The organism is Chryseobacterium sp. (genome assembly GCF_019236175.1).
Lineage (GTDB): Bacteria > Bacteroidota > Bacteroidia > Flavobacteriales > Weeksellaceae > Chryseobacterium.
In genome coordinates this window covers 1-25,200 of record NZ_JAFAJM010000016.1, presented here as the reverse complement: position 1 = coordinate 25,200, position 25,200 = coordinate 1, and the positions used below count along the sequence as shown (strand labels likewise).

The following is a 25,200-nucleotide window of genomic DNA, read 5'->3' as shown; positions in this document are numbered from 1 at the left end:
TTTTCGTTAAGATATATTATAAATAGCCCCGAATACACGAATGAACGGTTTGTCTATCCGGGGCTATTCTATTTTTAATGCAGATCATAAATATAAAACCTGTGCATCAAAATCTGAAGGTTTATCATTGACAGCTATTACTGCTTTTCCTGCCGTCTTTCTTTTTCCGGATCATACAGCTCCGTCAGCTTCTTTTTATTGACCTGCACCCTATCCCCATTCTTTAATTTATATTTCTTCCGTAAAGGTTTTCCCTGAAAAAAAACGCCATTTATCTCCATCAGCTGATTAAGTTTACTTGAAGAAAGATTCAGACATGTTCTGATCACTGTTGAAACCCTGAGATTAAAATCGAACGGATATTTAATTGTAAATGTGAGTATTTCACTTTCAGAATAAAGAAGATTTTCTATAGGATCATGCTCTATATCATATTCCACACTTTCCAAATCTGATTCTACATTATTCTTCCTTCTTGTTTCCAGAGAGAATGCATATTCCCAGGCTGTATCTGCATTATTTTCTGAGAATTTACTAAAGAGATCTCTAGTTATGGATTCTGTCCTGGTACGTGAATACAGCGTCATATTATAAGTATTTTTACATTTTGTACACCTGTAAATTAACCATATATCGATATTCTTTTTTTGAGCATTCATTCTGAATTTATCGCTACAGTAAAACCTTTCGCTGTCACAATGATTGCATTTCTTTTTGAGAAAGGGGGTATTTTTAGCTTTTACCTCCCATATATATTCCTGACTCATTATTTATAATCGTGCTTAGTATTATCTGTTTAGTTTTTGTATACTATTCACGCATGACCTGACCTGATATCCTGTTTGTTCTTATATGAAACTTTCCTTCAGTTGTATCTGAGAAAATGACAATATCCGGGACAGCTTCAAGGATCCTTTTCAATGTAATACAGGAAGTTCCAGACTAATTCTGTCGTTTTATTGGCAAACAAAAAGCAGGTTGTTGGTGCGAAAATAATATGATGAAAACCCGTTCAGGGAGAATTACCTGAACGAAACAATGACTAGCCTCTGGTTTGGAAGGCTAATACTAAGCGAATATAGGTTTACGGGTGGTTCCCAAAATGTGACCTTTTTATATTAATGGAATAAAAATAATCAATTTTTACTAATAAAAACAAAAAACATCCTTTTTATATCCGGAATATGAATTTCAATCTTTAATAATGAGCCATACAACAAACAAAATTTGAGCTATACAACAAACTCATCTTTTATTTTTCAACCGAAATTTGCTGTATCAAAATCAATCAAAATGATACAGATTAATAAAATTTACATCAATGGCGAATTTGTTTCGCCACGCGGAACAGAAACTTTTAACCTTATTGACCCCACTACCAATCAAAAAACGGGAGAAGTTACTTTAGGAAATAAAGAGGATATAAAAGCCGCTATTGCAGCTGCCAAAGAGGCTTTCAAAGCGTTTTCAAAAACGACCAAGGAGGAACGTATTGATTTTCTTAGAAAGCTTCATGAAACGGTAAGCAAAAGAGAAGAAGAGCTGGTATCCGTTATGGTCAGTGAATACGGAGGTACATTACAATTCTGCAGAATGAGTGTACAAAATGCAATCTCAGCCTTTACCAATACCATAGAGCTTGTGGAGTCTTTTGATTTCGAAACCACCATCGGGCACTCAAAATTACGTTTTGAATCTCTGGGTGTTGTCGGCATCATCACTCCCTGGAATGCAAGTAACGGTTTTATATGTACCAAACTGGCTACAGCTATTGCTGCAGGATGTACAGCAGTGATTAAGCCGAGCGAAATGAGTGCAAGACAAACCCAGATCATTACAGAGTGTTTTCATGAAGCCGGCTTGCCAAAAGGTGTTTTTAACATCGTTAATGGGCTAGGAAATGTGGTAGGCACAGAGATTACCGCTCATCCTGATGTTGCCAAAATTTCCTTTACAGGATCTACGGTTACAGGAAAAGCAATTGCCAAGGGAGCTGTAGATACGATGAAACGGGTTACCCTTGAACTTGGTGGAAAATCTCCCAACATTATCCTTGAAGATGCTGATCTTACAACGGCAATTCCTATGGCTGTTTTCGGAGCTTATATGAATAACGGACAGGCATGTATTGCTCCTACCCGTCTTCTTGTTCCTGAGGATCAACTGGAAGAGGTGAACAGACTTGCCATAGAGGCTGTAAAAAATGTAAAAGTTGGAAATCCCAATGAAGAAGATACTCTTGTAGGGCCTATGGTAAGCGCGAAACAATACGACCGTGTCCAAAGCTATATTCAGCTTGGGCAGTCTGAAGGAGCTACATTGCTTGCAGGAGGTGAAGGAAAACCGGAAGGGCTGGAAAATGGTAATTTTGTAAAAGCAACCATTTTCACAAATGTCCGTAACAATATGCGTATCGCCCAGGAGGAGATATTCGGGCCTGTATTATCTATTATTCCTTATAAAAATGAAGAAGAAGCCGTTTCTATTGCCAACGATACTACCTATGGTTTAGCGGCATACATCAGTTCTTCCGATAAAGAACATGCAGAACGCATTGCAGCACAGATTGATGCGGGAAGAATCTGTATCAACGGATTTGCGCATGATCCAAAGGCTCCTTTCGGAGGGTTTAAACAAAGTGGTATTGGCCGTGAATACGGAGTATTCGGGCTTGAGGCTTACCTAGAACCTAAAGCAATATTGGGATAAAATATCATGACCATCCGGTGAAATCAGTATTCATGTGATTGAACCGGATGGTATCTCTATATGCTGATAAAAGTTTGTAAGTTTGAAAAAGAAATCATTCCCGATAATAATATTCAAATCATGAAAGATCAAAAGACCCTTATGCCTGTTAATTACTCCTGTCATTTTGCAGAGTTCAGAGACGGAGAGCAATTCAGCCTGACTCATAGTTTAGGTTTAATACTTTCTGGTGAAATGGAGCTAAATGATGGTACTGTTAAAACTTTATTTAAGGAAGGTGAACTTTATTCTTCAAGAAAAAACAGCCTGGTAAAGTTTGCCAAATATCCGCCTAAAAACGGTGAAATTAAAACGGTAACTATTTATTTTGATGATGATATATTGCATGATTTCAGTCGTGAATACGGGTACCAGGCCGAAAAGCAAAAAAATATCCAGGCATTTATAAAGCCGGACAGTAAAGCTTTATCAGCTTTTATGTATGGCCTTCTTCCCTATGAGGAGCTCCTCAGTAATCCTGATTCTAAAGAGCTTATTCGTTTAAAGCAAAAGGAGGCTCTTCTTTTGATGATGAGCTACGATCCGGATCTTGCTCATGTTTTATTTGATTTCTCTGATCCTTATAAAATAGATATCGAGTCTTTTATGAATAAAAACTTTCATTTCAATGTTAAAGTTGAACGGTTTGCTTATTTAACCGGAAGAAGTTTATCGGCTTTCAAAAGAGATTTTCAGAAATGTTTTGGGCTCCCGCCGCGGCAATGGTTACAGATTCGGAGGCTTAAAGAAGCTCATACTCTGCTTAGTCAGAATGGAAATTCGGTTTCTGATATTTACTTAGATCTGGGATTTGAAAATCTTTCTCATTTTTCATTTGCCTTCAAAAAACAATTTGGCTACCCTCCGAGTTCAGTCCGGCTGATGGATACAAAATAGCCGTATTATTTATTCATTGTACCGCATACTGCTGCGGCAAAGAATCACCCTTTTGTGTTATTGTAATGCATTAAGGTTTGCTTATAAATTTACATAGGTTTTCACCTGGCGGAAAGTCTACAATAATTACTAACAAAACCTTAATGTCATGAAAACTAAAAAATTATTTACCGTAATATTGTTATTGTTTGCAGTGTACGGCTGGGGACAGAATATCAATCAGACCGAAAGGGAAATGATGGTTTATGATAAAAAACCGGATTCCCTTAAAAAAGAGGGAAAAGAGATAAATACAAAGATACAATCAGCGGACACTTTAAGTTTATTGTCAAAACTTGTATTTTTGAATGCTTATAATTTCAGTTCTCCCACCAGCTTAAAATCTAATTATGTATGGCAGTTAGGATTAATGGCTCCGGATCTGGGAAAAACAAGATGGGGCTTTAATGCAGGCTTCACAGGAATTGATTATTCTGTCACTCCGGAAACGGAAGATAATATCAGAGTCCTGCGACAGATCGATTATGTTGCCCAATCACCACTTGACCAGGTTAAACAGGGCTCAGAGTATTATCAGCAGTTGAATGAGTACAGTTTTGAAGTAAAGAATTCTTCTTTTAGTGTGTATGTCCAGCCCTTATTTCGGCTTACCGATTCAAAGTCAAATCAAAAAATATTTATTCATACCCATTTTGAGCTCTACAATTCAAAAAATATGACTACGACAACTATTAAAACTATTCTTCAGAAAACGTTAGTTTATGATTCTGTGCAGAAAACAGTAGTTAAACATAATATTAACGGAGATACACAGGTTCAAAAGTCGTCTTTATTAACCGGATATTTTGGAATTGGAGCCACATTTTATTTGCAGGATAACAGGCAAAAATGGGAATTTTTTGTTCAGCCTACCATCGGGTTCAGCGTTTCAGGCCAGAATTTTGGCAAAAGGGAAGACAGCTCTTCTTTCAGCTTTCCAGCCTATGGCTATGAAAGCCGTCATATTGCTTATGGTTTCTATTTAATAAGAGCTCATATTGCGTACCGCCTTACCGGTAAAAAAACATCGTTGATTATAGGAACGGATATTCGGGGCTTCCTGCCTTATTATTCTCCGCAATATGCTGTTTATGCAGGAATTAATTTAGGTGTTGAAGATATTTTGAGCCTGTTACAATAAGCTCAGTTTATTTCCCTGCTTCCCAATAAGATAAATTACTGCAGGAATGTCTGTCATTAAGAGTCTGACAGGTGATAATTCATCGTAACAAAATAGAAGGTATAAAAAATGCATAAAAATTTGATTTGTCTATGACAAAAGGCACCCTGTCAAAATAAACCTGATATTGGGTACAGGATTTGCTGCACATGATAAAGGCAATATGAAAGAATAAAAAATGAAGTTATTATGCCGGAAACTTTAACAATATTTCAAACCAGTAAATTTTAAAATATGTGGTGGGTCTACGCAATTCTTTCTGCATTTTTTGCCTCATTAACAGCAATTTTTGCAAAAATCGGGATTACAGGGGTTAATTCTAATCTGGCTACAGCTATAAGAAGTATCATTATCTTATTTGTTGCATGGGGAATTGTTATAGCACGCAGCGAATATAAAGGAATCCCTGCTCTCTCCAGGCATAATCTTACGTATATCATTATTTCCGGAGTGGCCACCGGACTTTCATGGATATTTTATTTTAAGGCACTACAGGCCGGAAAAGTAACACAGGTAGCACCTGTAGATAAGCTGAGCCTTGCTTTAACGATTGTATTATCTGTTTTGTTTCTGGGAGAATCTCTTACCCTGAAAACCGGTATTGGAGCTCTACTCATCATTATCGGTACTATGGTTCTGATTTTTTGAATCAAACTATCTTATAAAATAAAAAAACTCAAATGATACATTTGAGTTTTTTTGGTCACATGGTAAGAGATATTTGTTAATTTTTATCTATAACATGACTTATTTCTGTAATAAAATCGTGGTAGCTAGACTTCTTATTTAAAAATCCGAAGTTTGAAAAACTGTTTCCCATAAGCTGTTTTATAAAATCCCGTGAATATACGGATGAAATAAAAACAGGCAGAAACGGCAATGACAAAATTTTCTTAACATTCTGGACGCCAATCTTTAATGAATCTATATCAAAAAACATAAACATTGGATATCCGTCTTCAAATGATAATTCCTCTTCGTCAAAAATTTCTAAAAAATAAGTTTGCTCAATAAAAAATGTAAGTTTATTAAGAACCAGATCATTGTTGCTTACCATAAAGCATTTAATAGAAGTACTCAAAAAATTGTCCAGGTTAATGTTGGGGTTGTATTTATTATAGAAGTTGCCTCTTTAGAATTGTCGTTTTTCTTTACAACTTTCTTTTTCACTTTTAACTTTTCGATCTCAGTTTTTTTTGATTGTGTATTCATGTTTTATTTAGTTTGATACAAAAATGTAACATAACTAAAACTTACACAAAATCTGTCGCTGAAAAATCAAATTTTACCGATAGAAATAAACAAAAGCAGGTTTAAATAAATAATTACAATCCCAAAAGAGTGAACAACTCGTCTTTTTTACTCACCGCAATAGAGATGATTTTTCCGTTAACAAGCTCCACCATATTCCCGTTAATAGCCTGAACAGCAGAAACATTCACAATAAAAGAACGCTGAACACGAAAGAATGCAGGAAGGGTCAGTGCTTCATCCATAGACTTCATGGTAGAAAGTGTGGTATAAGAATTTTTCTCTGTAGCAATTTTCAGATAATCTCCCTGAGCCTCGACGTATAAAATATCCTTCAAAAGGATTTTAACCAGCTTTCCGTCTGTTTTAATAAAAATCCTGTCTGTAAGATTTTCTTTCTTGCTTTTTTTATTATTTCCTATAAAGTCTTTGGCTCTGTTGATTGCTTTTAAAAACCGGTCAAATCTTACCGGTTTTACCAGATAGTCTGCGGCACCGGTGTCAAAACCGTCAAGAGCAAAATCACGGTGAGCTGTAATAAAAATAACGACGGGAGGATTAGGCAATGATTGTATCAATTCAAGTCCGTTGATTTTAGGCATTTGAATATCGGTCAGGACAATATCGACTTCGGATTTTTGCAAATAATCTAATGCTTCAAGAGGATCTCCAAATGAAGATGATAATGTAATAAAAGGAATCTTTTCTACAAAGTTTTCAATAACCTCTCTTCCAAGTGGCTCATCATCTATTACTATACAACGCAGTATTTCGCTCATTCAAATCAATTTTTAGAGAAACTCTGTAAATCTCATCATTATTTTCCACCACAAGCTCATGCATATCAGGATATAATAATGATAAACGCTTTTTGGCATTTGAAAGACCTATACCTCCAAAATAACTTTTGTTCCGGTTTGCAGTTTCTTTTTCTTCAATATCGTTTTCGACTACAAAGAAAAAAATATTTTCTTTAATATCAATAATAACCTTAACAAATTGCTTATTAATATTTTTCAATCCATATTTAAAAGCATTTTCTATAAATGTGAAAGTCAGTAAGGGAGCGATTTCCAGCCCTGCTGCTGCCTCTTCTCCTAAAATAATTAATTGAATTTTTGTGTCTTCCGGATAGCGCATTTTTTCCAGCTCAAAATAATTGGAAATAAAATCCAGCTCTTTATGTAAAGGAACTTTTTCAGTATTGGATTCATATAAAGTATAGCCCATTATATCTGATAAGTTTAAAACAATCTCAGGAGCTTTGTCATCTTTTTTAACGGTCAGAGCATATAAATTATTCAGTGTGTTAAATAAAAAATGGGGATTAAGCTGGGCTTTAAGAAAATCTTTCTCAATGTTTACATTATTAATTTCAAGATCAGATTTTTGCTTTTGTATGCGAAGTTTTTCTTCATTCAGCCTTGTGACATCCACAATGATCTTAGTAAAGAAAAATGGAGATAAGGAATAAATGACAGATAAAGAATTCAGAATGATAAATTTAAAATTAAAAACTTCTTTAAGATTAGGACGATAATCTTTTCCTTTTCCCATGATAGGATACAGATTAGAAAGATCAAATTTCAAATAATCTGCCATCACATAACATAAGTTGTTAATAACAAGCCATATAACAATAAAAACAGGAAAGAAAATGACTAAAATCCATATTTTTTTATTTTTCCGGGCAAAAGGCAAAAACAGATAAAAAAACAGATAAAAGACCACAGCACTGCTGAATAACACCCGTCCGGATAAGAAAACAGACTGCCAAAAGGAAATGTTGAGTGCTAAATAATAATCTAAGAACAGTAAAAGACTAAATGACAACCACATGGCGGTGTGTAATAAAATCTTGGTTTTCAGACTTTGTGATTCTTTATTTTTTATCAGATAATTAATATTGGTGAAAGCGAAAAAACCTTTCTCTTTTTGGGCAGGGCTCATTAAAATTCAGTTTAGTTATTTAACAATCTGTTGTAATAGTTTTTTAAAAAGATATAGATCATATATTCAAACATTCTCTGGCTGGAATCAAACCACCTGTTTATGCTCATATGAACAAAACTAGGTAAATTTTCTTTGTCGAGGCTAAGACTTTTTATTTTATCCGCTCTGGACTGAAACTGTTCTGTTAAATCATCACTTCTCATATAATCATAAAGGGGTTTTGAACAGTCACGAAATTTTGAGTATAATAATTTTTTCATTTCTCCTCCAAATTCCAGTTCAAAAGCCAGCTCCATTTCTTTACAGAAGAAAAACTTATCTTCAAGACCTGTATAGAATACCGACAAATAACTATCCGTACTTTTAATGGCTGAAAATATTCTGGTATTTTCATCTGTATCAAAATATTCCGCCATAAGACATTGAACGAAAAAAATACTGTCATAATAAAAAAGCATTTCAGTATTTTCCATACTCTGAACACCATATCGTTCAATTTCCCGTTTGTAGGTATCCAATTGAATATTCCATACTGCCTGATTTTCAATATAAGGGTTTACCGCCTCATAAAATGCTCTTAAAATCTCAGCAAAATGAGATGCCTCATTCAGATGAAGCCGTAATCTGATATGATAATGCGGATCAGTATATCTTATAAAGAAAAATGAGCTGATCATGTTTTTTGCCTTCCAGTCCATCAGCAAAGGGCTCAGAATATCCTTTAACAGAGTATCTGAAAAAGGAGAACTGCAATATATTTTAACATAGAACCATTCTGATCCCGGAACAAAATCTCTTGTAATATTTACCGTTTCTCTTTTTTCGATATTTGAATTATACCGTCGGTAATTTAGATTTCTGTACGGAATAATTACCTGATCGGCAGAATCCAGACAATCAGCAGGTTTTAACCATTCAGTAAGTACAATATTAGATTTTCTTTTAATTTCTTCCAGCAACAATCTGAGGTAGGAATCATTACGGATATCAATAAAAAGCTCATTATCTCCATCCATCAGCATAACAAACTGTTCCGTTTTTATATTTTTCAGGAATTCTTTCAGGGTCTGTAACGGTTGTTCTGATTTTAGAATTCCTGAAATATCAGAATCTCTCAGCACCCAGCTGGCCCTGTGTAAGATTATGTTTTTATAAACGATTCTCGGGAAAAAACGCTTATAGGAAGACTGATAATCTATACTAAAACCTAATCCTGATATTTTCTGGTATTGTAATGAGCATAAAAACCGGAACACAGGGATAGTACTGTTATCGAAATTATAAGCATTAGAAAGCCTCGGAATGATTCTTTTATTTAGTTTTTCTGATTTTAAAATCACTTCATTGTCAACAATAGAAATCATCAGATCATGTAAAGGGATTTGTGTTCTGCCCGTCACAGGCCCTTCCGTAAGAATAGGAATTTCATAATCTGAAAAAGAAGTATTTCTCACCACATTCCCAATTTTACCATTAGGTATATGGCAGACGTCTGCAAAAATAAGATCAGGATTATCTTTTTTTTCCGTCTCCCGGATGTCTTTACATAAGGTGTCTATTTTTTCATCCATATACGCAAACCGTCCTAAAAGAGAAGCATGAGCCCCACCTATATTTTGAATGAAGAAATGTTCTTTATGAAAGCTGCCCATTACGGCAAAGTTTTCGGAAATTGTTGTATTAGGAGTAAAATGAGAAGGAATATCGGTGTCATTGATTTCAAGGGCATAAGTATCCCCTGCCTGATCTATTTTATCATACAGCCAATTCAATCTGGAGTTCTTATTCCCTGCTAAAGATTCATTGCTGTGGCTTTTTTTAGCTTCCACAAAATAATCATCATGTGCAATATTTCCCAATGATTTTTCAGCCGGAAATCCAATTCCGAACTCATTGTCCAGAACACTCAATAAGGGAAGTTCCTGATTCTCATATTTGGTTCTGAAAACATTAATAAAATTTTTCAGCTGCCTGTCAATCTTTGATTCATTTACAGACAGTTTAGTCAATAGTACAATAGCTGACAATAAGTCTCCCGAATATTGCCCGTAAAGAGATTTATAGATCAGATCATCCTTTGCTGTTTTCAGAAAGTCAATATGAAAAATACATTTGCATGTTATATCTTTTTTGAGAATATGTTCTTCAAGTTCACTAATTTTCTGTAGGGGAAGATAATCCTGTTCAGTATTGCTGATCATATCAATACATTCCGATATTTTTTCCAGTAAAACGGAATAGCTTTTATCATCCGGATAATAAGCATTTTCTATTCTGCTGACGACTTTATATAAACTCTGAAGATCTTTAATTCCAAAAACTTCACTGGTGATAAATCCGGAATCAATCAGGTCAAAAATAAAATTCCTTACATCTTCATCTGTAAAGCTATCGGGAAGTATGGATCTGATCTCCTGCAATGTGGCCTTTCCTTTTTCTTTCAGCTGATGGTAGATAATATCTATAAATTCCGTTTTTTCCAATGAGCTCAGCTGATACTGAGCGGCCTCTTTATCTGAAAAAAAAGGCTCTGTAAACCTGTAACTGTCTGCAATCTCATAGACTGAATCATTCACAGCATACATTAAGTAAGGTTTTATTCTGAAATCATTTTCAATGGTCTTTTTCAGCTCATCCAAAAACAAAAGATCAATTCTGGCCACCCTTTTATTCTGATCTGTATGATGATCTTCTGACAGGTCAATTGAGCCAAGTCCTGCAAATGTACCATAAGGCGTAGCACGGGTGCTCGCCCTTAAAGCATATTTGGTCAGAGAAGCCAGCAGTTTTTCTTTTTTTGATTCTTTAAGCTCTCCTTTTTTATACGATTGAACAGTTTTATACAGTTCCGGTGAACTCCAGTAGATTGACGCCATAAAAAAATCATCCTCCAGTAAATCGCGGACAACATCCTGTAAAGGTTTTGTTTTATGACTATCTATAAAAAGAATATCATAAGAAAAAGAAGGTTTTCTTATGATATATCTTTGAAAATTTTTAAATGATTTTTCTGAAAACATAAAATAATTTAGCTCAATTTAGAAAACGCTTCCAAAGATGCGATAAAAAATACTTTTATCACTTAATAAAATTTCGCCTTCGCCTTGCATTACCGGCATTATAGGAATTTCTTTTTGTTCGGAAGTCATTATTTTTTTACCCGGAAGCTTGACATAAGCCTGATGCATTCCGTCTATTTCTACAGGAAGAATGGTGGATATCTGTCCTTCAATAAATCCGTATTCGTGGCTGGGAAAACCATGAAGGCTGAATTTTACGGTTTGCCCGGTTTTTACATTCCCGGAGCCTTTGGTCGGATATTTAATTTTAACTTCGGAGCCGGTAGACTCCGGTACCACCCAAATAATTTTGTCTAATGTATTTTTTTCATCTGTCCCGTTAGACAAATAAATTTTGCCTTTCATTGGCGTTGTTGTCGTATATTTCTGTCCTGTAATCTTATCTACATGAATAAGAAGAGTATCTCCCGGTTTCACCTCATCTCCATTCTTTACTAAAAAATTAAAGATCTGATTGGCATCATCTCTCTTTACGGTAACTTTTCCCGGCTGATTTTCAGACTGAACAAGCACTGTCGTTTGTAGCGTTTCAGGATAGCTGATGAAAAAAGATACAAACAATCCTATCATAGCAATAATAAAAAGGCATGTCAATCCCCAACGGGTTATCCAACTTGGTATAATGCCAACGATTTCTTCCATCTCGGCACTACGCTCTTCTAAAATTTGATTTAATTCTGGCATAATTACGCTGCACCTAATTCTAATTGGTTCTTAACGAGTTCAAAATAATATCCTTTGTTTCTGGCAAGTTCGTTATGGTTGCCCTGTTCTACAATTTCTCCGTCTTTCATCACGATGATCTGATCTGCATGTTTTACAGTACTCAGCCTGTGCGCAATCACCACAACAGTTCTCCCTTCATAAAACCGATTCAGGTTTTCCATAATAATTTTCTCATTATTAGCATCCAAAGCACTGGTAGCTTCATCAAAAAACAGATACTTCGGATCTTTATAGACAGCTCTGGCAATGAATAGTCTTTGTTTCTGACCACCACTCAGCCCTGAGCCGCTATTTCCTATACGTGTTGTAAATCCTAGCGGAAGTTTTGAAATATAGGGATGCAGATTGGCAATTCGTACAGAGTCAAAAAGTTTTTCTTCATCAATTCTTTCGCCGTTCATGGCAATATTTCTGGCAATAGAATCTGAAAAAATATACCCTTCCTGCATTACCGTTCCCACATTATTACGCCAAAGCTGTGCTGAAATATCCTGAAGAGAAATTCCGTCTACACTGATATTACCTTCACTGGGTGGATAAAATTTAAGAAGTAATTTCAGTAATGTTGTTTTCCCGCTTCCGCTTGCTCCTACAATGGCTGTAATTTTACCTTTAGGAATAAACAGATTGACATCTTTCAGTACCAATGGGCTTTTAGGGGATCCGTAGCGGAATGAAAGATTAGAAATTTCAATACCGGAGCCTCTGTTTTCTTTTAATCTTTTGGTAAACAATTCATGACTCAAGTATAAAGAGTCTGAATCATTTTCAGGACGAATAGGATATTTGCTGTCATTATACCCGATAAGATCTTCTTCACTCTCCTCTTCTTTTCTGTTATGAATTTCGTTGAGTCTGTCCAAACTTATCTGAGCATCCTGAATACTTTTGATAAATGAAATAATCTGGGTAAGCGGACTGTTCATCTGTCCTACAATATAAGATATACTGAGCATTACCCCCAGAGAAATCTGCTGATTAACCACAAGGCTGGCTGCAATGTAACTGATCAGAATATTTTTCAATTGGGTAAAAAATGTAGCTCCCATTTCCTGATATTGCTCAAGAGAAAGACTTTTTATGTTGACCCGGAATAATTTTGCCTGAATTCTTTCCCACTCCCATCGTCTGCTTTTCTGGCTATTATAGAGTTTTATCTCCTGCATTCCTGTGATAATTTCATACAAGCTGTTCTGATTTTCTCTTGACCGTTGAAATCTGTTATAATCAATATTTTTTCTTCTCTTCAGGAAAAGCAGGATCCATCCTATTGACAAAAGACTTCCTATTGCGAAAACGCCTAAAAGTTTGATGTTATAGATTCCCAGAATAAACGAAAAAACAAATAAATTGATGATCGAAAAAAGAGTATTTAAGGTAGACCCTGTTAAAAAGGTTTCAATTCTGTGATGATCATTAATTCTTTGTGTGATATCGCCTACATTTTTGGATTCAAAAAAGTTAACCGGGAGTTTCATCAGCTTGATTAAAAAGTTGGATATAATGCTGATGCTTATTCGGGTACTGATATGGAGGAGAATCCAGTTTCGCAACATATCAATCGCAATACTTCCTAAAAACAGCAGCAGCTGTGAGAATAAGATAAGGTGAATGAAGCTGATGTTTTTTCTGTTAATCCCAAAGTCTACCAAACTCTGCGTAAGAAACGGAAAACACATACTGATCAAACTGGCCAGAATCATCCCCAAAACAAGTTGCATGAAGTAGCTTTTATAGGGTCTGAGATATCCCATAAGGAATCCGAAGCCATTCTTATTTTTTTCTATTCCTTCTTCATTACGATAGAAATCGGGTGTAGGTTCTAATAAGAGAGCAATTCCCTTTTGATTGGCGGTAGATATCCAGCATTTTTCAAATACGTCTTTTTCAACCCTCACCATGGTATGGCCCGGATCTGCAATGATAATCTGATCTTTTTTACGGAAAAGATTCTTCTTTTTAATATCATAAAGCACAATGAAATGTTCCTGATTCCAGTGCAACACACAAGGAAGCGGTACATCATTGGTAAGTTGCTCAAAATTCAATTTGGCAGTAAGGGTTTTAAATCCTATTTTTTCAGCCGCCTCACTCAGTCCAAGAAGACTTACACCATTCTTAGTAATATATGAATTGGCCCTCAAATAGTCCAGTGAATATTCTTCTCCATAATAGGAAGATATCATTCGCAGACATGTTGGACCACAATCCATGTAGTCCAACTGTTTATAAAACTTAAATTTTTTACTAAGAAATGACATTGATACAATATTATGGGTTAATAGTAGGCCATTGCGTGCGAACGGTAGGGTCTGTCTGCTTCCCTCCGGTAATACTTTCCGGATCCACACTTTCAATATCAGTAGGTAATTCTTTTGTAATTCCTAAGAATTTTATTTTTTCACGATTGACAATCGGATTTTCTTTATTGCTCTGATCCTTATTTTTTTTATCTGTTTTTTTCATGGCTTATAGGTTTATTGTGAATGGCTGTCCGCAAATAGATTTTTTATCTTAAGTTCTGTATGTTCAATGTGATCCTGGGTGTAAATCGGGGGTTGATATTCTCTGAATCCTCCGAAAAATTTATCTGCTTCCGTCTGTTCCTGTATGTCTAATTTTTGCTTACAGTCTTCTATATTTTTCACTTTAAGTTTTGTGATCCTTAGTTTGTCAAATAACTTTTTCATTTTCGTATATTTTGTTTATTACAGTAAGTATTGAAGTGGTTCCGGGGAATAGTACATCTTTATTTTTTTCAATAAAGTCTGCTGCATTTTCAGAATATTTTTCCGAATCATACTGTGAAATAGTTTCAAGAAATTCTTTCAATACCATTTCATTTTCAAATTCAGGTGCAAATTCAGATAAAATATTCGATACAAATTCTATAAAAGAATACAGATACCTTTTGTTTTTGATTCTGTAAAGATTCTGGATAGTTGCAAAAACAATCTGATAGGCCATACTGCATTTTAGACCCGACTCTTCTGTTTTATCTGTAAATGCAAAATGAGAAAGATATTTTACACCTACGTCTTTTTTCGTAAAAAGAAACAATAACAATCTGCAGTTCAGAATAATTCCTTCAGAAAAATATTTCGTTTTGAAACAAATAACTGAAATATTCTGATATTGCTGTATCTGAACAAAAACCGGCAGATCGACACCGCTCTTTTCTTTAATTTTCTGATTGGTAATGATTGATCTTAATGTAAGATATCCGGCCAATCTTATCTTTCCTTCTCTGTAATATAAATAAGCTTTCTTCGGGTAAAGCGTATCGTTTAGAATAAGGCCGAAAACATCTTCATTATCTTTTTTGGGGAATAATTTTTCTCCGTTATTAAATAAAGTTTTACTTTCTTCTAATTTATTCTCTTTAATGAGATCAAATGCCTCAAGGAACGTATTTTCCAGGTGATTATACAGTATACTGTCATCTAAAGATCTCTTATTAATAAATTCTCTGTTATAAATTTTTGTGAAGAGATCATCGTTTATTATAGAGGAGATATTTTTCTGCATTGTTTAACCTGCTATACGGATAAGTTTTTTTCTGACAATTTCTTTTTTCTGATTTTCATCAAAATCATAGACACAATAGTCTTTACCTTTGTTTTCAAGTGCATGTTGCGAGCAGCCTCCGTTACATAATGGTAGTATTGAACAGGAAAGACAAGGCTTATTATTGAACTTGATGTTCATTCTGTCTTCAAACTTTTCATTCCAGTCTATTTCACCGTTATCCTTTAAGATACCTTCTCTTGAACCACCGGAGAAATCTCTTGCCGTACATTTGAATACATCCCCGTTATAGTTGATGGTTGCATTATTAATTTTATCTGCATAACATGAGTGTTTCACGTTATCCGGAACAGCTCCCTCATGAGCAGCAAATCCTAAATCTTTTACTTTTCTAATTAATTCATTGACTCTGTCAGAGGTTTGCGTCTCTTCTACTACCTGCCAAACCTTATGGAAAGCAATTCCTGCATAATCTCTTTTTTCTTCGTCAATTTTTTGAAGATCTTTGTAAACTTCTTCAAAATCTTCCAGATTATCATTTGTATAATTGACTCTGATTCCTACGCTAAAATCATTTTCACAAAGTTTTTTCACATTCTGCATAATGACATCATAAGAACCACGTTTAGCGTTTACATATCTTACGGTATCATGAGATGCCTTATTTCCGTCTAATGTGATTTGAAACCCATTGACATTATAAGCTTTTAATTCTTCTATCATCTCATCTGTAAACAAAAATCCGTTGGTTGTAAACTGAGTATCAAATTCTACTCCGTGTTCTTTGCAGATTTTGTCAGCAAATGCCATGATAGGAGCAATTACTTCTTTATAATACATTAAAGGCTCTCCGCCAAACCAGGAAATGTGAAATGTTTTTAACTCTTTTTTAGTAGTGATGATATTATTAATCAAAAGGCAGGTTTTTGTTACCGTCTGACTATTCATCTTTGATCCTTTTACGTGGGATTCATAGCAGTACCAACACTTGAAATTACAATTCATTGTCGGGTTTACAATCAAAGAATAATGAGTCTCGTCAGTATCAATCTTCTTACTCAAAGAACGTACTTTATCTACCTCATTCACCTCTTTCTCTACAATAAACCCATTTTTATATAAAGAGTTATAAAAAGAAGGATGGTAGCCTGAAAGATCATTGATATCTTCTTCAGTTCTTAAGGCTTTAAAAAGGTCGGAGATGGTTGTATCTATAGCAATGAATTTATTGCTGAAAGAATTATAGATATAGTTGGTATTATTATGAAAAATAATATGATTGAATTGACTTGTTTTCATAATTAGTTAGTTTTTTTTTAGGAAAAAGTTAGCCTAAACCGAAATCCAGGCTAACTTGATTTGTTTTTTAATTATGCTGGGTTTAAACCTGTTTCAGGCTTAGTAGCACATTTACACTTGAAGATGTTGATGTTGATATCTTCCAATTGCTCTTCTGAAACAGCTTCTGAAAAACCACCAGCTAATTGACCAGCTTCGTTTTCATTTACAGATTCGAATTGTAATGATTTTGATAATTGCTCTAAAGCCTTCTCATTTGCGTTGTTTAAATCTTTTTTTGACATTTTAATTGTATTTATGGTTATTTTTGCCTACTCTGTTCTACCGGTTTTCAGCTTCCCCGTATTTGCTGCAACAATATTTTTAAAGTCTGCCTTTATTGGCATTTACTTATTTATCTTGTATTTATTTAGGATCCAGGCCTGTTTCAGGTTAATTGTATTTTATGGTTTTGTCTCTTTTTTCAATCTCTCACCTTACAGCAGGATCTTATAATCTTCCTTTTTCATCCGTATTACTGGATTCTATCTTTTTAGCTTTAAAGTTCTCTCCTGTTTTAAAACTGTAAATCAGAGAAATAGAAAACACCCTTGACTGTTCTTTATGATTGATCCAGATTCTTGTATCATTAAAATAACTGGTCGCTTTGTAATTATTGGTATAAAAAATGTCACTTACAGAAGCCCTTGCGGTAAGCTTGTTCTTGAAAAATTTCTTCTGTACCCCGACATCTACACTGGCAATTCCTTTAGTCACCACATTTCCGGTTACCATTTGCGGAGTATAAAATCCGTTTAAAGTGAAAGTATATCCTTTACCTAATGATATTTCATGCTCTGTCTGTAAAATAAATGACGGCTTCTCTATTAAAAAATACGGTGACTTTGAAACCGTATAGGTTAATAGTAAATTATTATTGGTTGTCCACCATTTGGCAATAGTAACCGGAGCACTTAACGTTGCAGTCAGTACTTTATTTGTACCGGCATTGGCTTTGATAATTGTAACCAGCTCCTGCCCCGGATAATTTTCTATAATCTGGGCAATAATATCCGTCGTATAATTATAGCTTATAGCAGTGTAATATTTCCCGCCCCACATGCCACTGATTTCATAAGAATTCGTAAACTGTGGTTTCAAATAAGGATTCCCTGTAGTCACAGAATAGTTATCTATATAGTATTTATAGGGATTAAGATCAAAATAAGATGGTCTTTTAATCCTTCTGTTATAGGAAAGAGCCAAATAATTATTCCCTTCTTCATCCAGATTCCTTTTTAGAAATACCGATGGAAACCAGCTGAAATAATTTTGAGAAACTTCTGCTGCCTGACTTCCCGAAAGGATACCTTTTACATCCGATTGTTCACCCCGAAGGCCCAGTTTATATTCTATTTTTTTCCATGCTCCGGTAAAACTTGCAAAAGCGGCATATATTCTTTCCCTGTAGCTAAAGTTAAAATCATGGTCAGGAATGCTGTACCACGTGTTTTGAAATACATCATAACGGTTTTCATTATCAATATCCGTACTTGTAACTTTCGCACCGAAACTCAGGTTGGCTTTAGATTTAAAATTCCAGCTGTATTTTGCATCAGCAGTAAAAATCTTTGCCGTGCTGGGATATGAAAACCTGAATAAAGTATCTCTTACAATTATATTTTGAGCATTAAGATCTCTACTGTCACTTAAACTGCTTCCGTTTCTTTTGTTATAAGTATAGTCTGCAACTAAACTGAATTTTGAACCTAAACTATCCGTCTTAATATTGTAATTCAGCCCTGCATTATGAAAAGTAGTTTTAGATTCGGTAGGAAAACTTCCTACAGATCTCAAATTCTTAGTAGCATCAGGATAAGTAATATATGAATCTGATACGGAACTACTGGAAAAATTACTAAACTGTCCTGTATACTGAAGGCCTATAGATTGTTTTTCAGAAATATCATAAGTTGAACCTATTTTGACTCTGTTGCTTTTATTCTTCTGAACATCTGTGGTCGACTGGTCATAATTACCGCCATTGGGAAAATTTCTTTTTTGCTGTAATTCTTCATAACTTTTACTGTTGTTATAAGAATAACTTGCACTTAATCCCAGCTTACCTTTTTTATAATTAATAGCTGCATATGGATTATAAGTCGGGTACTTACCCATTCCGATTGAGTAGTCATTCCCTATATATCCGTTAATGCCTTCTTTCGTATTTTTCTTAAGAATGATATTAATGATACCTCCGGAACCTTCCGCATCAAATTCTGCCGGCGGGTGCGCTATTACTTCAATAGACTGAATTTCATTTGATCTCAGATTCTGCAAATAACTTTTTAAATCTGCTCCGGCAAGATTGAGCATTTTACCATCTACCATAACCCTCGTGCCCCAGACTCCATTAATAGAAATTTTTCCGTTATTTACAAATACACCCGGAGCGAGTTTAAATAATTCTAAAGAAGATTTTCCTGCAGCTATCGGATTTTCAGAAACATTCATTACGATTCTGTCTATCTTTCTTACAATACTTGATTTCGCTTTTTTATTCAGAACAACTTCCTTGATATCTGTCACTTTCTCTTTTGGAAGAGTAATAGTAACCGCTACTTCAGAAGTAGCAAAATCATATTGTTGTGAAAAAGGGGCCAGGTTTTTATAAGACGTAACCACATTATAGGTTCCGTTTTCTGCAAATAAAATTTGGAAATTCCCATTCTCATCAGTAATTTTTTCAGTAATGGATTTTGAAGTATCATTGATTTTAGAAAATTTAAGTGAAGCGAAAGACAGAGGTTTTCCTTCCGCATCTACCACACGACCTGTTACTGTAGTCTGTGCGCCCAATGCTCCTAAACCCATAAAAAAAATAGCACTTATAAAGACTGACTTTCTCATTACCTTCAAAATTATATCTCAAAAATATCAGGATGAATGATTTTTATCAACTCTTTTCGACAGAACAGGATTTTTAGTCGATAAAAATGGCAAATAAGACGTTAAATAGAAATCCGTATAGTGATAATCCCCCTCTCAGGCCCCTTAAATTACAATAATAATCTGTAAAATATTAACCATTAGTATCCTTTCTAAACTATAAAAAATACTAGGTGTCAATATTTTACATATTTTTATAGTATCCAATTATGTCACTGATCTGCTTTATCATTTAAACTGTCATTTTATGAATCATATTATCAGGAAGTATACTTGCATCAGAATACATCATCTCCTCTTCATGGTATTTCTACTTTTCCCAGTCCTTCATGCAGCTGCTTTGAATGGCAATTATCCAACGATAACGCTCAATGGCCCATGGAAATTCAAAACAGGAGACAGTATGGAATGGGCTGCCCCTAATTTTAATGATTCGACATGGGAAAATATAAACCTTACCGCTCCTCCGGGGGCACACGACGGTGATGTAGGACTTACCGGATATACCGGAGGATGGACTACCAGAGGCCATCGGGGATACTCGGGATATGCATGGTATCGTATAAAAGTTTCATTAGATTCTATAAAAGGGAATACACTTGCATTCACTGGCCCCCCATCTGTGGATGATGCTTATCAGGTATTTGTAAACGGAAAATTACTGGGTGGCGCCGGGGATTTTTCAGATCCGGTACCGGTAGCCTATAGTATACAACCCAAAATGTTTCTGCTTCCTCCTTATATCAGGAACAAAAAGCAGATCACCATTGCATTCAGAGTATGGATGAGTCCTGCTACACTAGATCAGATTTCTGATGCCGGAGGAATTCATATCGCTCCTGAGCTGGGAGAAAAAAATAGTATCGAATTAAAATACAGAGATCAGTGGGGACAAACGATCAAAGGATATATCCTGGAAGTTATTGAACCTTTATTATTTATCTTTCTGGCAATCATGATTTCCATATTGTTTAAACCTGTAAAACCATACAAATGGTTGATTGTTGCTTTAATTCTGCTGGCTATGGTTCGCGCCAACCAGGCTTTTTATTATTGGCTGCAGATAGAAACTACCCATGGAATTGATATCATAACCACTGTGATATTAACGCCTCTGGTACTGGGTTCCTGGCTTATGGCATGGCGGGACTGGTATGGCTTGTACCGGCCGTCATGGATTCCGCCGTTTATCATTCTCCTTACTTCTGTTTATATGGCCTCACAACTTGTAGGCCTGGAATGGGTTGCCCGCTCTATTCCGGATGCTCCTTTTCATTTAATCTCCGGATATACCCGTTTTTTGTTTGCTTTACTGATGATACTCATTATCATCTGTGGAGTTTACAAAGAAGGAGCAAGGGGCTGGCTTTCTCTACCGGCAGTCCTATTAATCTCCACAGGATTGTTTGCCCAAGAACTTTCCCAACTTCATATTCAGGGGATCTGGTTTCCTTTCGGAGTCGGTGTTTCCCGCAGTCAGTATGCATATGCTGCTTTTGTCATCGTGATGTGCCTTCTATTGATATACGAAAAAAAACACAGGGAATAAAAAGCTTTCATCTGCTTAGCTTCCCTGTCAGTCCATAAAAATAATGTAAATTTGTTCCATCCTTATATACAGGATGTTTTAGCTTAAAATTCATGAAAAAAATTACAGTCTCTTTATTTGCATTTTTTGTACATATTGCCTGTCAGGCTCAACATTTTGATGTTGTTCCGTTAGGAATATATGGCGGAGAACAAGAAGATAACTTATCAGCTTACCTGGTTGGGGCCCCTAAAGATCCTGCATTTCTATGTCTGGATGCAGGAACTGTTAATACAGGAATACGAAAAGCCATTCAGCTGAATAGTCTTACCGGATCTGAAGAAACAGTTCTAAAAGATCAGATAAAAGGATATTTTGTATCACATGGCCATCTGGATCACCTTGCAGGTCTTATTATCAACTCCCCTGCTGACAGCAAAAAAGATATCTTCGGAATAGCTCCTGTACTTCAAATTCTGCAAAACCATTATTTTATTACAGATACCTGGATCAATTTTGCAGATCAGGGACAAAAGCCCATGCTCGGGAAATATCATTACAATGAACTTCAGGAAGGAAAAGAACTTCCTGTAAAACAAACTCCGCTTTTTATAAAAGGCTATGAATTAAGCCATATAAATCCCTATAAAAGCAGTGCTGCACTGGTAAGATATAATGACCACTATCTGCTTTATTTAGGAGACACGGGAGCCGATAGAATTGAGAAATCAGAACAACTTAATAAACTTTGGGAAAGTGTTGCCCCGCTTATAAAAAAAGGACAGTTACATACCCTATTAATTGAAGTCTCTTTCCCAAATAGCCAGCCTGAACACCTGTTGTTTGGCCATCTTACTCCTAATCTCCTGACAGAAGAAATGAGCAAACTCAAAGAAAAAACAGGACAAAAAAACCTGGAAAATCTAACAATTGTAGTCACCCACAGAAAACCTACAAAAGACAATCCGGAAATCATTAGAAAGGAACTTCTGGAAAACAATCCTTTAAAAATAAATTATATTTTCCCTGAACAGGGTAAGAAAATTAGTTTACCATAATACATACGAAAAAGATGAGACAAGAATTTGTTTCATCTTTTTTATTGGCAGGAATATTTAATTGTTTTGTATTATTCTTTAGTCTAGTCATTTTTCATAACCATATCTTCCTTCGGTCTCCCCGTTATTTTTGTTGTACATTAAATACCGTACCTGCAGGATCTGTGATCCAGTGCATATTTTCCGGAAGCTTTTCAATTTCGTCGCAGGTCTCTACTCCGTTAGACTGAAGATATTGTGTAGCTTCCTCCACATCAGGAACAGTAAGTTGCAGCCAGGTTTCGGAATGCGTATAATTATCCACACAATCCAGCCATATTATATTATTCCCGAATTTCACTTCATGGGTTCTGGAAACGGTCGGGTTATGGATAGGCTTTTCTTCTACTTCCAGTTTTAAAATATTTTTGTAGAAAGCCACTGTTTTTTCATATTTATTTTTGGGAATTTTTATAGCAATATTAATTCCGGCTTCAAAGATTGTCTTCATATTTTATATTTTAATGTGTATACAAAGTAATACAATTGATAAAGACAAGGACTTATCTTATGACAGTATTTTTGAAATTTACGACCTAAATTCTGTCATCAGTTTTTATTTTTTTTTAATTTATAATTCCCATTGGTCTGATCTTTTTCCAAACTATAGCCATCCTTGAGTTCAAGTGTCCAGCCATCACCGGCAATTTTTTCACCTTCTGTTCCGGTAGGATTTGTTATGGAAATCTTATCCCATTTCGGGCTCATTAACGCTCCGTTTTCAACAGTCAGAATTCCCCACAGATCGGTAACCCTGATATTGGGATAAACGGTTCCCTGATCTCCCAGCGGAATAATATTTCTGGGATCAAAGGAAACATTCATTTTTTCAAATTGAATTTCAAAATGAGGCCGGTCGATGAATTTGAGCTGATATGCGGCAATGAGTTTCTTTGTTTTTTCTTCCCGTTCTTTTTCCTCTTTAATGATGACGTTTCCGTTGTAATATCCGGATATTTTCCCGGCCGTTGTTTTTAAATCTGCAGGAATATATATCTTGAATGCCTGTATAAAATAATCCGTCAAATCAGTGTCTGACTTAATTTTTTTATGCCCGTTTCTTTCTTTATGATACGACAGATAAAGATAAACCGGAGCCGTATAATAAGCAAATGAACGGACAAAAGTAGGATTTCCGAAAAACTCATCTATTCCGTTTATAAAAAAAGTTTTTGACTGTAGTATATTTCTGCCGCTTACTACCGCGCCTGTAAACTCCGCTATTCCTTCATTTAATTCTAATGAATTTTCCGCAGCTGCTGCCCCATTATACAACAGATGTCTGTATTTTCTGAAGATGAGAGCATGGGTCAGATGTTCTTTCATTTCCTTTTCAGAAGAAGACTGAAGCGCTTTCTTCAGAGCTTCCAGTTCCAGGCGCAGATAAATTCTTCCCTCCTTCTGATCAAGGTGATTGTTTTCGGTATTGTTCAGTTTAAATCCTAAACCGGGTTGAATATTGTGAAAGGATTCATGAGCCAGTAAATGAATACGGTTCTGCTTATTCTGAGGAAGAGGAAGCATTACCATAGTCCATCTTTTCCCATTCCAGCTGAACGCCGTATTGGCAATATTGATCTGAGCGGGTAATATTCCGGAATAGAGACTTCCGTCAGCTTTTAACAAGCCTCCTGTGTCAGATTCATTGGCCAATATTTCTCTGGTTTTCGGATCAATGAGAATCGTTGGCCCATACAGATCTCTGTCCCAAAGTTCTGTATTCTTCTTGGATGCTGTTCTAATTTCATCAAAAAAAATAGCGACACTGTCATGAGAAACTTTCTGTCCCGTTACAAATTGGATAGATAAAAAAAATACAGCGATCAAAGCGATCTGTCTCATAATTCAAGTATTTGCTCCTGTTATAGGGTTATATTGGGTTAAAGATAAATATTTTATAATAATTTAATTCAATTAATAAAATTTGATTAATTTCGAACAGAACTAAACCAAAATATTATGAAAAATTTAAAAAAAATCGAAAGACAGGAGCTAAAAGTAATTAAAGGAGGGATCAATTGTCCCGGAGGTCAGATATGCATGATCAACGGAAAATGGACCTGCATGCCGTACGACGGATGTGGTGGCGGAAACCAGCCTTAAACAGGATATTAACTAAATTACTTTGTTATGAAAAATTCTAAAAAAATTTCAAGAGATCAATTAAAAAGTATTCAGGGCGGAGCATCCGGATGTTCCGAAGCCTGCTGTCCCCCTCCGGGTATTAAAAAATGTCCATGGGTAATTTGCATAGTTCCATGTGAGATACTAAGCTAATAATGTATCAGTTTACTGAAACACCTACACAACCTTAGCATTTTTGATGCTAAGGTTTTTTATACCATTATTATCGGACGCAAAGTACTCGAGCTCAGACTCTTTCAATATCAGCCTTTATTTTTCTTATTCTCACATAAAAAGCCTGCCGTATTATCACAGCAGGCTCAAAAGTTTTTACTTTTAAAAAACTTATCTCATTGCCTCACAAAATTACAATGAAATTCCTGATCCAAAACAATAACTTCTGTAGAATAAAATAGAATATTCTGTAAAATTTTTTCTATCCTCTTGTTAAAAGTACTCCATAAAAACGCTCAGTAAAGATGGATAGACCTCATAAAAAAACCTGTTGTATTTCTACAGCAGGTCATCTCAATAATATCAAATAATGAAAATAAATTATTTCACTATCTCAAAGCTAGCATTCTTTAAAACACACTGAAAACTAATACCACAGAATAAAATCCCATATCCTATAAAACTTTTTCTACATTGTTTATATAAATTATTCCCCTGCCCTAAGTGTTTCTTATTTCAGGATTTTATATCTAAATAGCTATAGAAAAAATTTGACCATTAATAGCCATTTCATTCTACACAATATTCCCGTATTGAAAGACTAATCTTTCTATTTTTAGTTTTAAAGATTCATTATGTATGCTACCT

21 protein-coding genes are annotated in these 25,200 nt (G+C 35.1%); 7 read left to right on the top strand and 14 right to left on the bottom strand.

The features are described 5' to 3' along the window. Positions 1-137: 137 nt before the first annotated feature. Positions 138-659 carry a DUF1062 domain-containing protein gene (locus JO178_RS14395; RefSeq protein WP_291937278.1) on the bottom strand — a complete coding sequence of 174 codons (522 nt, stop codon included), beginning with the start codon at positions 657-659 and terminating at the stop codon, positions 138-140. Between the two features lie 634 nt (positions 660-1,293). Here JO178_RS14395 and JO178_RS14390 point away from each other — a divergent pair. The 4 genes from JO178_RS14390 to JO178_RS14375 all read left to right on the top strand — a co-directional run bounded on the left by JO178_RS14390 (position 1,294) and on the right by JO178_RS14375 (position 5,512). Beyond that, the gene (locus JO178_RS14390) at positions 1,294-2,709 is read left to right on the top strand and encodes an aldehyde dehydrogenase family protein (RefSeq protein ID WP_291937275.1); all 1,416 of its coding nucleotides are present in this window, start codon (positions 1,294-1,296) and stop codon (positions 2,707-2,709) included. Positions 2,710-2,829: 120 nt separating this feature from the next. Beyond that, the gene (locus JO178_RS14385; RefSeq protein ID WP_291937272.1) at positions 2,830-3,645 is read left to right on the top strand and encodes an AraC family transcriptional regulator; all 816 of its coding nucleotides are present in this window, start codon (positions 2,830-2,832) and stop codon (positions 3,643-3,645) included. Between the two features lie 148 nt (positions 3,646-3,793). Further along, positions 3,794-4,825, top strand: a complete 1,032-nt coding sequence (locus JO178_RS14380; RefSeq protein WP_291937269.1) for a hypothetical protein — start codon at positions 3,794-3,796, stop codon at positions 4,823-4,825. 273 nt (positions 4,826-5,098) lie between these two features. After that, on the top strand, positions 5,099-5,512 hold the full coding sequence (locus JO178_RS14375) for an EamA family transporter (protein WP_291937266.1): 414 nt from the start codon (positions 5,099-5,101) through the stop codon (positions 5,510-5,512). A 677-nt stretch (positions 5,513-6,189) separates the two neighbouring features. Here the strand turns inward: JO178_RS14375 and JO178_RS14370 are convergent. The 11 genes from JO178_RS14370 to JO178_RS14320 all read right to left on the bottom strand — a co-directional run bounded on the left by JO178_RS14370 (position 6,190) and on the right by JO178_RS14320 (position 19,590). Next, on the bottom strand, positions 6,190-6,894 hold the full coding sequence (locus tag JO178_RS14370; RefSeq protein ID WP_291937263.1) for a LytTR family DNA-binding domain-containing protein: 705 nt from the start codon (positions 6,892-6,894) through the stop codon (positions 6,190-6,192). Then, complete coding sequence (locus JO178_RS14365; RefSeq protein WP_291937261.1) at positions 6,860-8,065, bottom strand: sensor histidine kinase; 1,206 nt, start codon at positions 8,063-8,065, stop codon at positions 6,860-6,862. The genes JO178_RS14370 and JO178_RS14365 overlap by 35 nt, the downstream gene beginning before the upstream one ends. A gap of 11 nt (positions 8,066-8,076) precedes the next feature. Next, positions 8,077-11,088 (bottom strand): lantibiotic dehydratase, encoded by a 3,012-nt coding sequence (locus JO178_RS14360; RefSeq protein WP_291937258.1) that lies wholly within the window; start codon positions 11,086-11,088, stop codon positions 8,077-8,079. An 18-nt stretch (positions 11,089-11,106) separates the two neighbouring features. Further along, the gene (locus tag JO178_RS14355) at positions 11,107-11,832 is read right to left on the bottom strand and encodes a hypothetical protein (RefSeq protein WP_291937255.1); all 726 of its coding nucleotides are present in this window, start codon (positions 11,830-11,832) and stop codon (positions 11,107-11,109) included. A gap of 2 nt (positions 11,833-11,834) precedes the next feature. Beyond that, on the bottom strand, positions 11,835-14,135 hold the full coding sequence (locus JO178_RS14350; protein ID WP_291937252.1) for a peptidase domain-containing ABC transporter: 2,301 nt from the start codon (positions 14,133-14,135) through the stop codon (positions 11,835-11,837). Positions 14,136-14,145: 10 nt separating this feature from the next. Next, positions 14,146-14,340 carry a hypothetical protein gene (locus JO178_RS14345; RefSeq protein WP_291937250.1) on the bottom strand — a complete coding sequence of 65 codons (195 nt, stop codon included), beginning with the start codon at positions 14,338-14,340 and terminating at the stop codon, positions 14,146-14,148. A gap of 11 nt (positions 14,341-14,351) precedes the next feature. Next, the gene (locus JO178_RS14340; RefSeq protein ID WP_291937247.1) at positions 14,352-14,564 is read right to left on the bottom strand and encodes a hypothetical protein; all 213 of its coding nucleotides are present in this window, start codon (positions 14,562-14,564) and stop codon (positions 14,352-14,354) included. Next, positions 14,548-15,402, bottom strand: coding sequence for a hypothetical protein (locus JO178_RS14335; protein ID WP_291937243.1), 855 nt, complete (start codon positions 15,400-15,402; stop codon positions 14,548-14,550). The genes JO178_RS14340 and JO178_RS14335 overlap by 17 nt, the downstream gene beginning before the upstream one ends. 3 nt (positions 15,403-15,405) lie before the next feature. Then, complete coding sequence (locus JO178_RS14330) at positions 15,406-16,701, bottom strand: radical SAM protein (RefSeq protein WP_291937240.1); 1,296 nt, start codon at positions 16,699-16,701, stop codon at positions 15,406-15,408. Positions 16,702-16,772: 71 nt separating this feature from the next. Then, positions 16,773-16,985, bottom strand: a complete 213-nt coding sequence (locus tag JO178_RS14325; protein ID WP_291937236.1) for a hypothetical protein — start codon at positions 16,983-16,985, stop codon at positions 16,773-16,775. Between the two features lie 205 nt (positions 16,986-17,190). Then, on the bottom strand, positions 17,191-19,590 hold the full coding sequence (locus JO178_RS14320) for an outer membrane beta-barrel family protein (protein WP_291937232.1): 2,400 nt from the start codon (positions 19,588-19,590) through the stop codon (positions 17,191-17,193). 286 nt (positions 19,591-19,876) lie between these two features. On the opposite strand from JO178_RS14320, the gene JO178_RS14315 reads away from it, so the two are divergent. Both JO178_RS14315 and JO178_RS14310 read left to right on the top strand, forming a co-directional pair. Further along, positions 19,877-21,178 carry a hypothetical protein gene (locus tag JO178_RS14315; RefSeq protein ID WP_291937229.1) on the top strand — a complete coding sequence of 434 codons (1,302 nt, stop codon included), beginning with the start codon at positions 19,877-19,879 and terminating at the stop codon, positions 21,176-21,178. 92 nt (positions 21,179-21,270) lie between these two features. Further along, on the top strand, positions 21,271-22,215 hold the full coding sequence (locus JO178_RS14310) for a 3',5'-cyclic-nucleotide phosphodiesterase (protein WP_291937227.1): 945 nt from the start codon (positions 21,271-21,273) through the stop codon (positions 22,213-22,215). A gap of 124 nt (positions 22,216-22,339) precedes the next feature. On the opposite strand, the gene JO178_RS14305 is transcribed toward JO178_RS14310, so the two are convergent. Further along, positions 22,340-22,705 carry a VOC family protein gene (locus JO178_RS14305; protein ID WP_291937224.1) on the bottom strand — a complete coding sequence of 122 codons (366 nt, stop codon included), beginning with the start codon at positions 22,703-22,705 and terminating at the stop codon, positions 22,340-22,342. 98 nt (positions 22,706-22,803) lie between these two features. Beyond that, the gene (locus tag JO178_RS14300) at positions 22,804-24,096 is read right to left on the bottom strand and encodes a hypothetical protein (RefSeq protein ID WP_291937221.1); all 1,293 of its coding nucleotides are present in this window, start codon (positions 24,094-24,096) and stop codon (positions 22,804-22,806) included. Positions 24,097-24,213: 117 nt separating this feature from the next. On the opposite strand from JO178_RS14300, the gene JO178_RS14295 reads away from it, so the two are divergent. Further along, positions 24,214-24,357, top strand: coding sequence for a hypothetical protein (locus JO178_RS14295; RefSeq protein ID WP_291937219.1), 144 nt, complete (start codon positions 24,214-24,216; stop codon positions 24,355-24,357). Positions 24,358-25,200 lie beyond the last annotated feature (843 nt).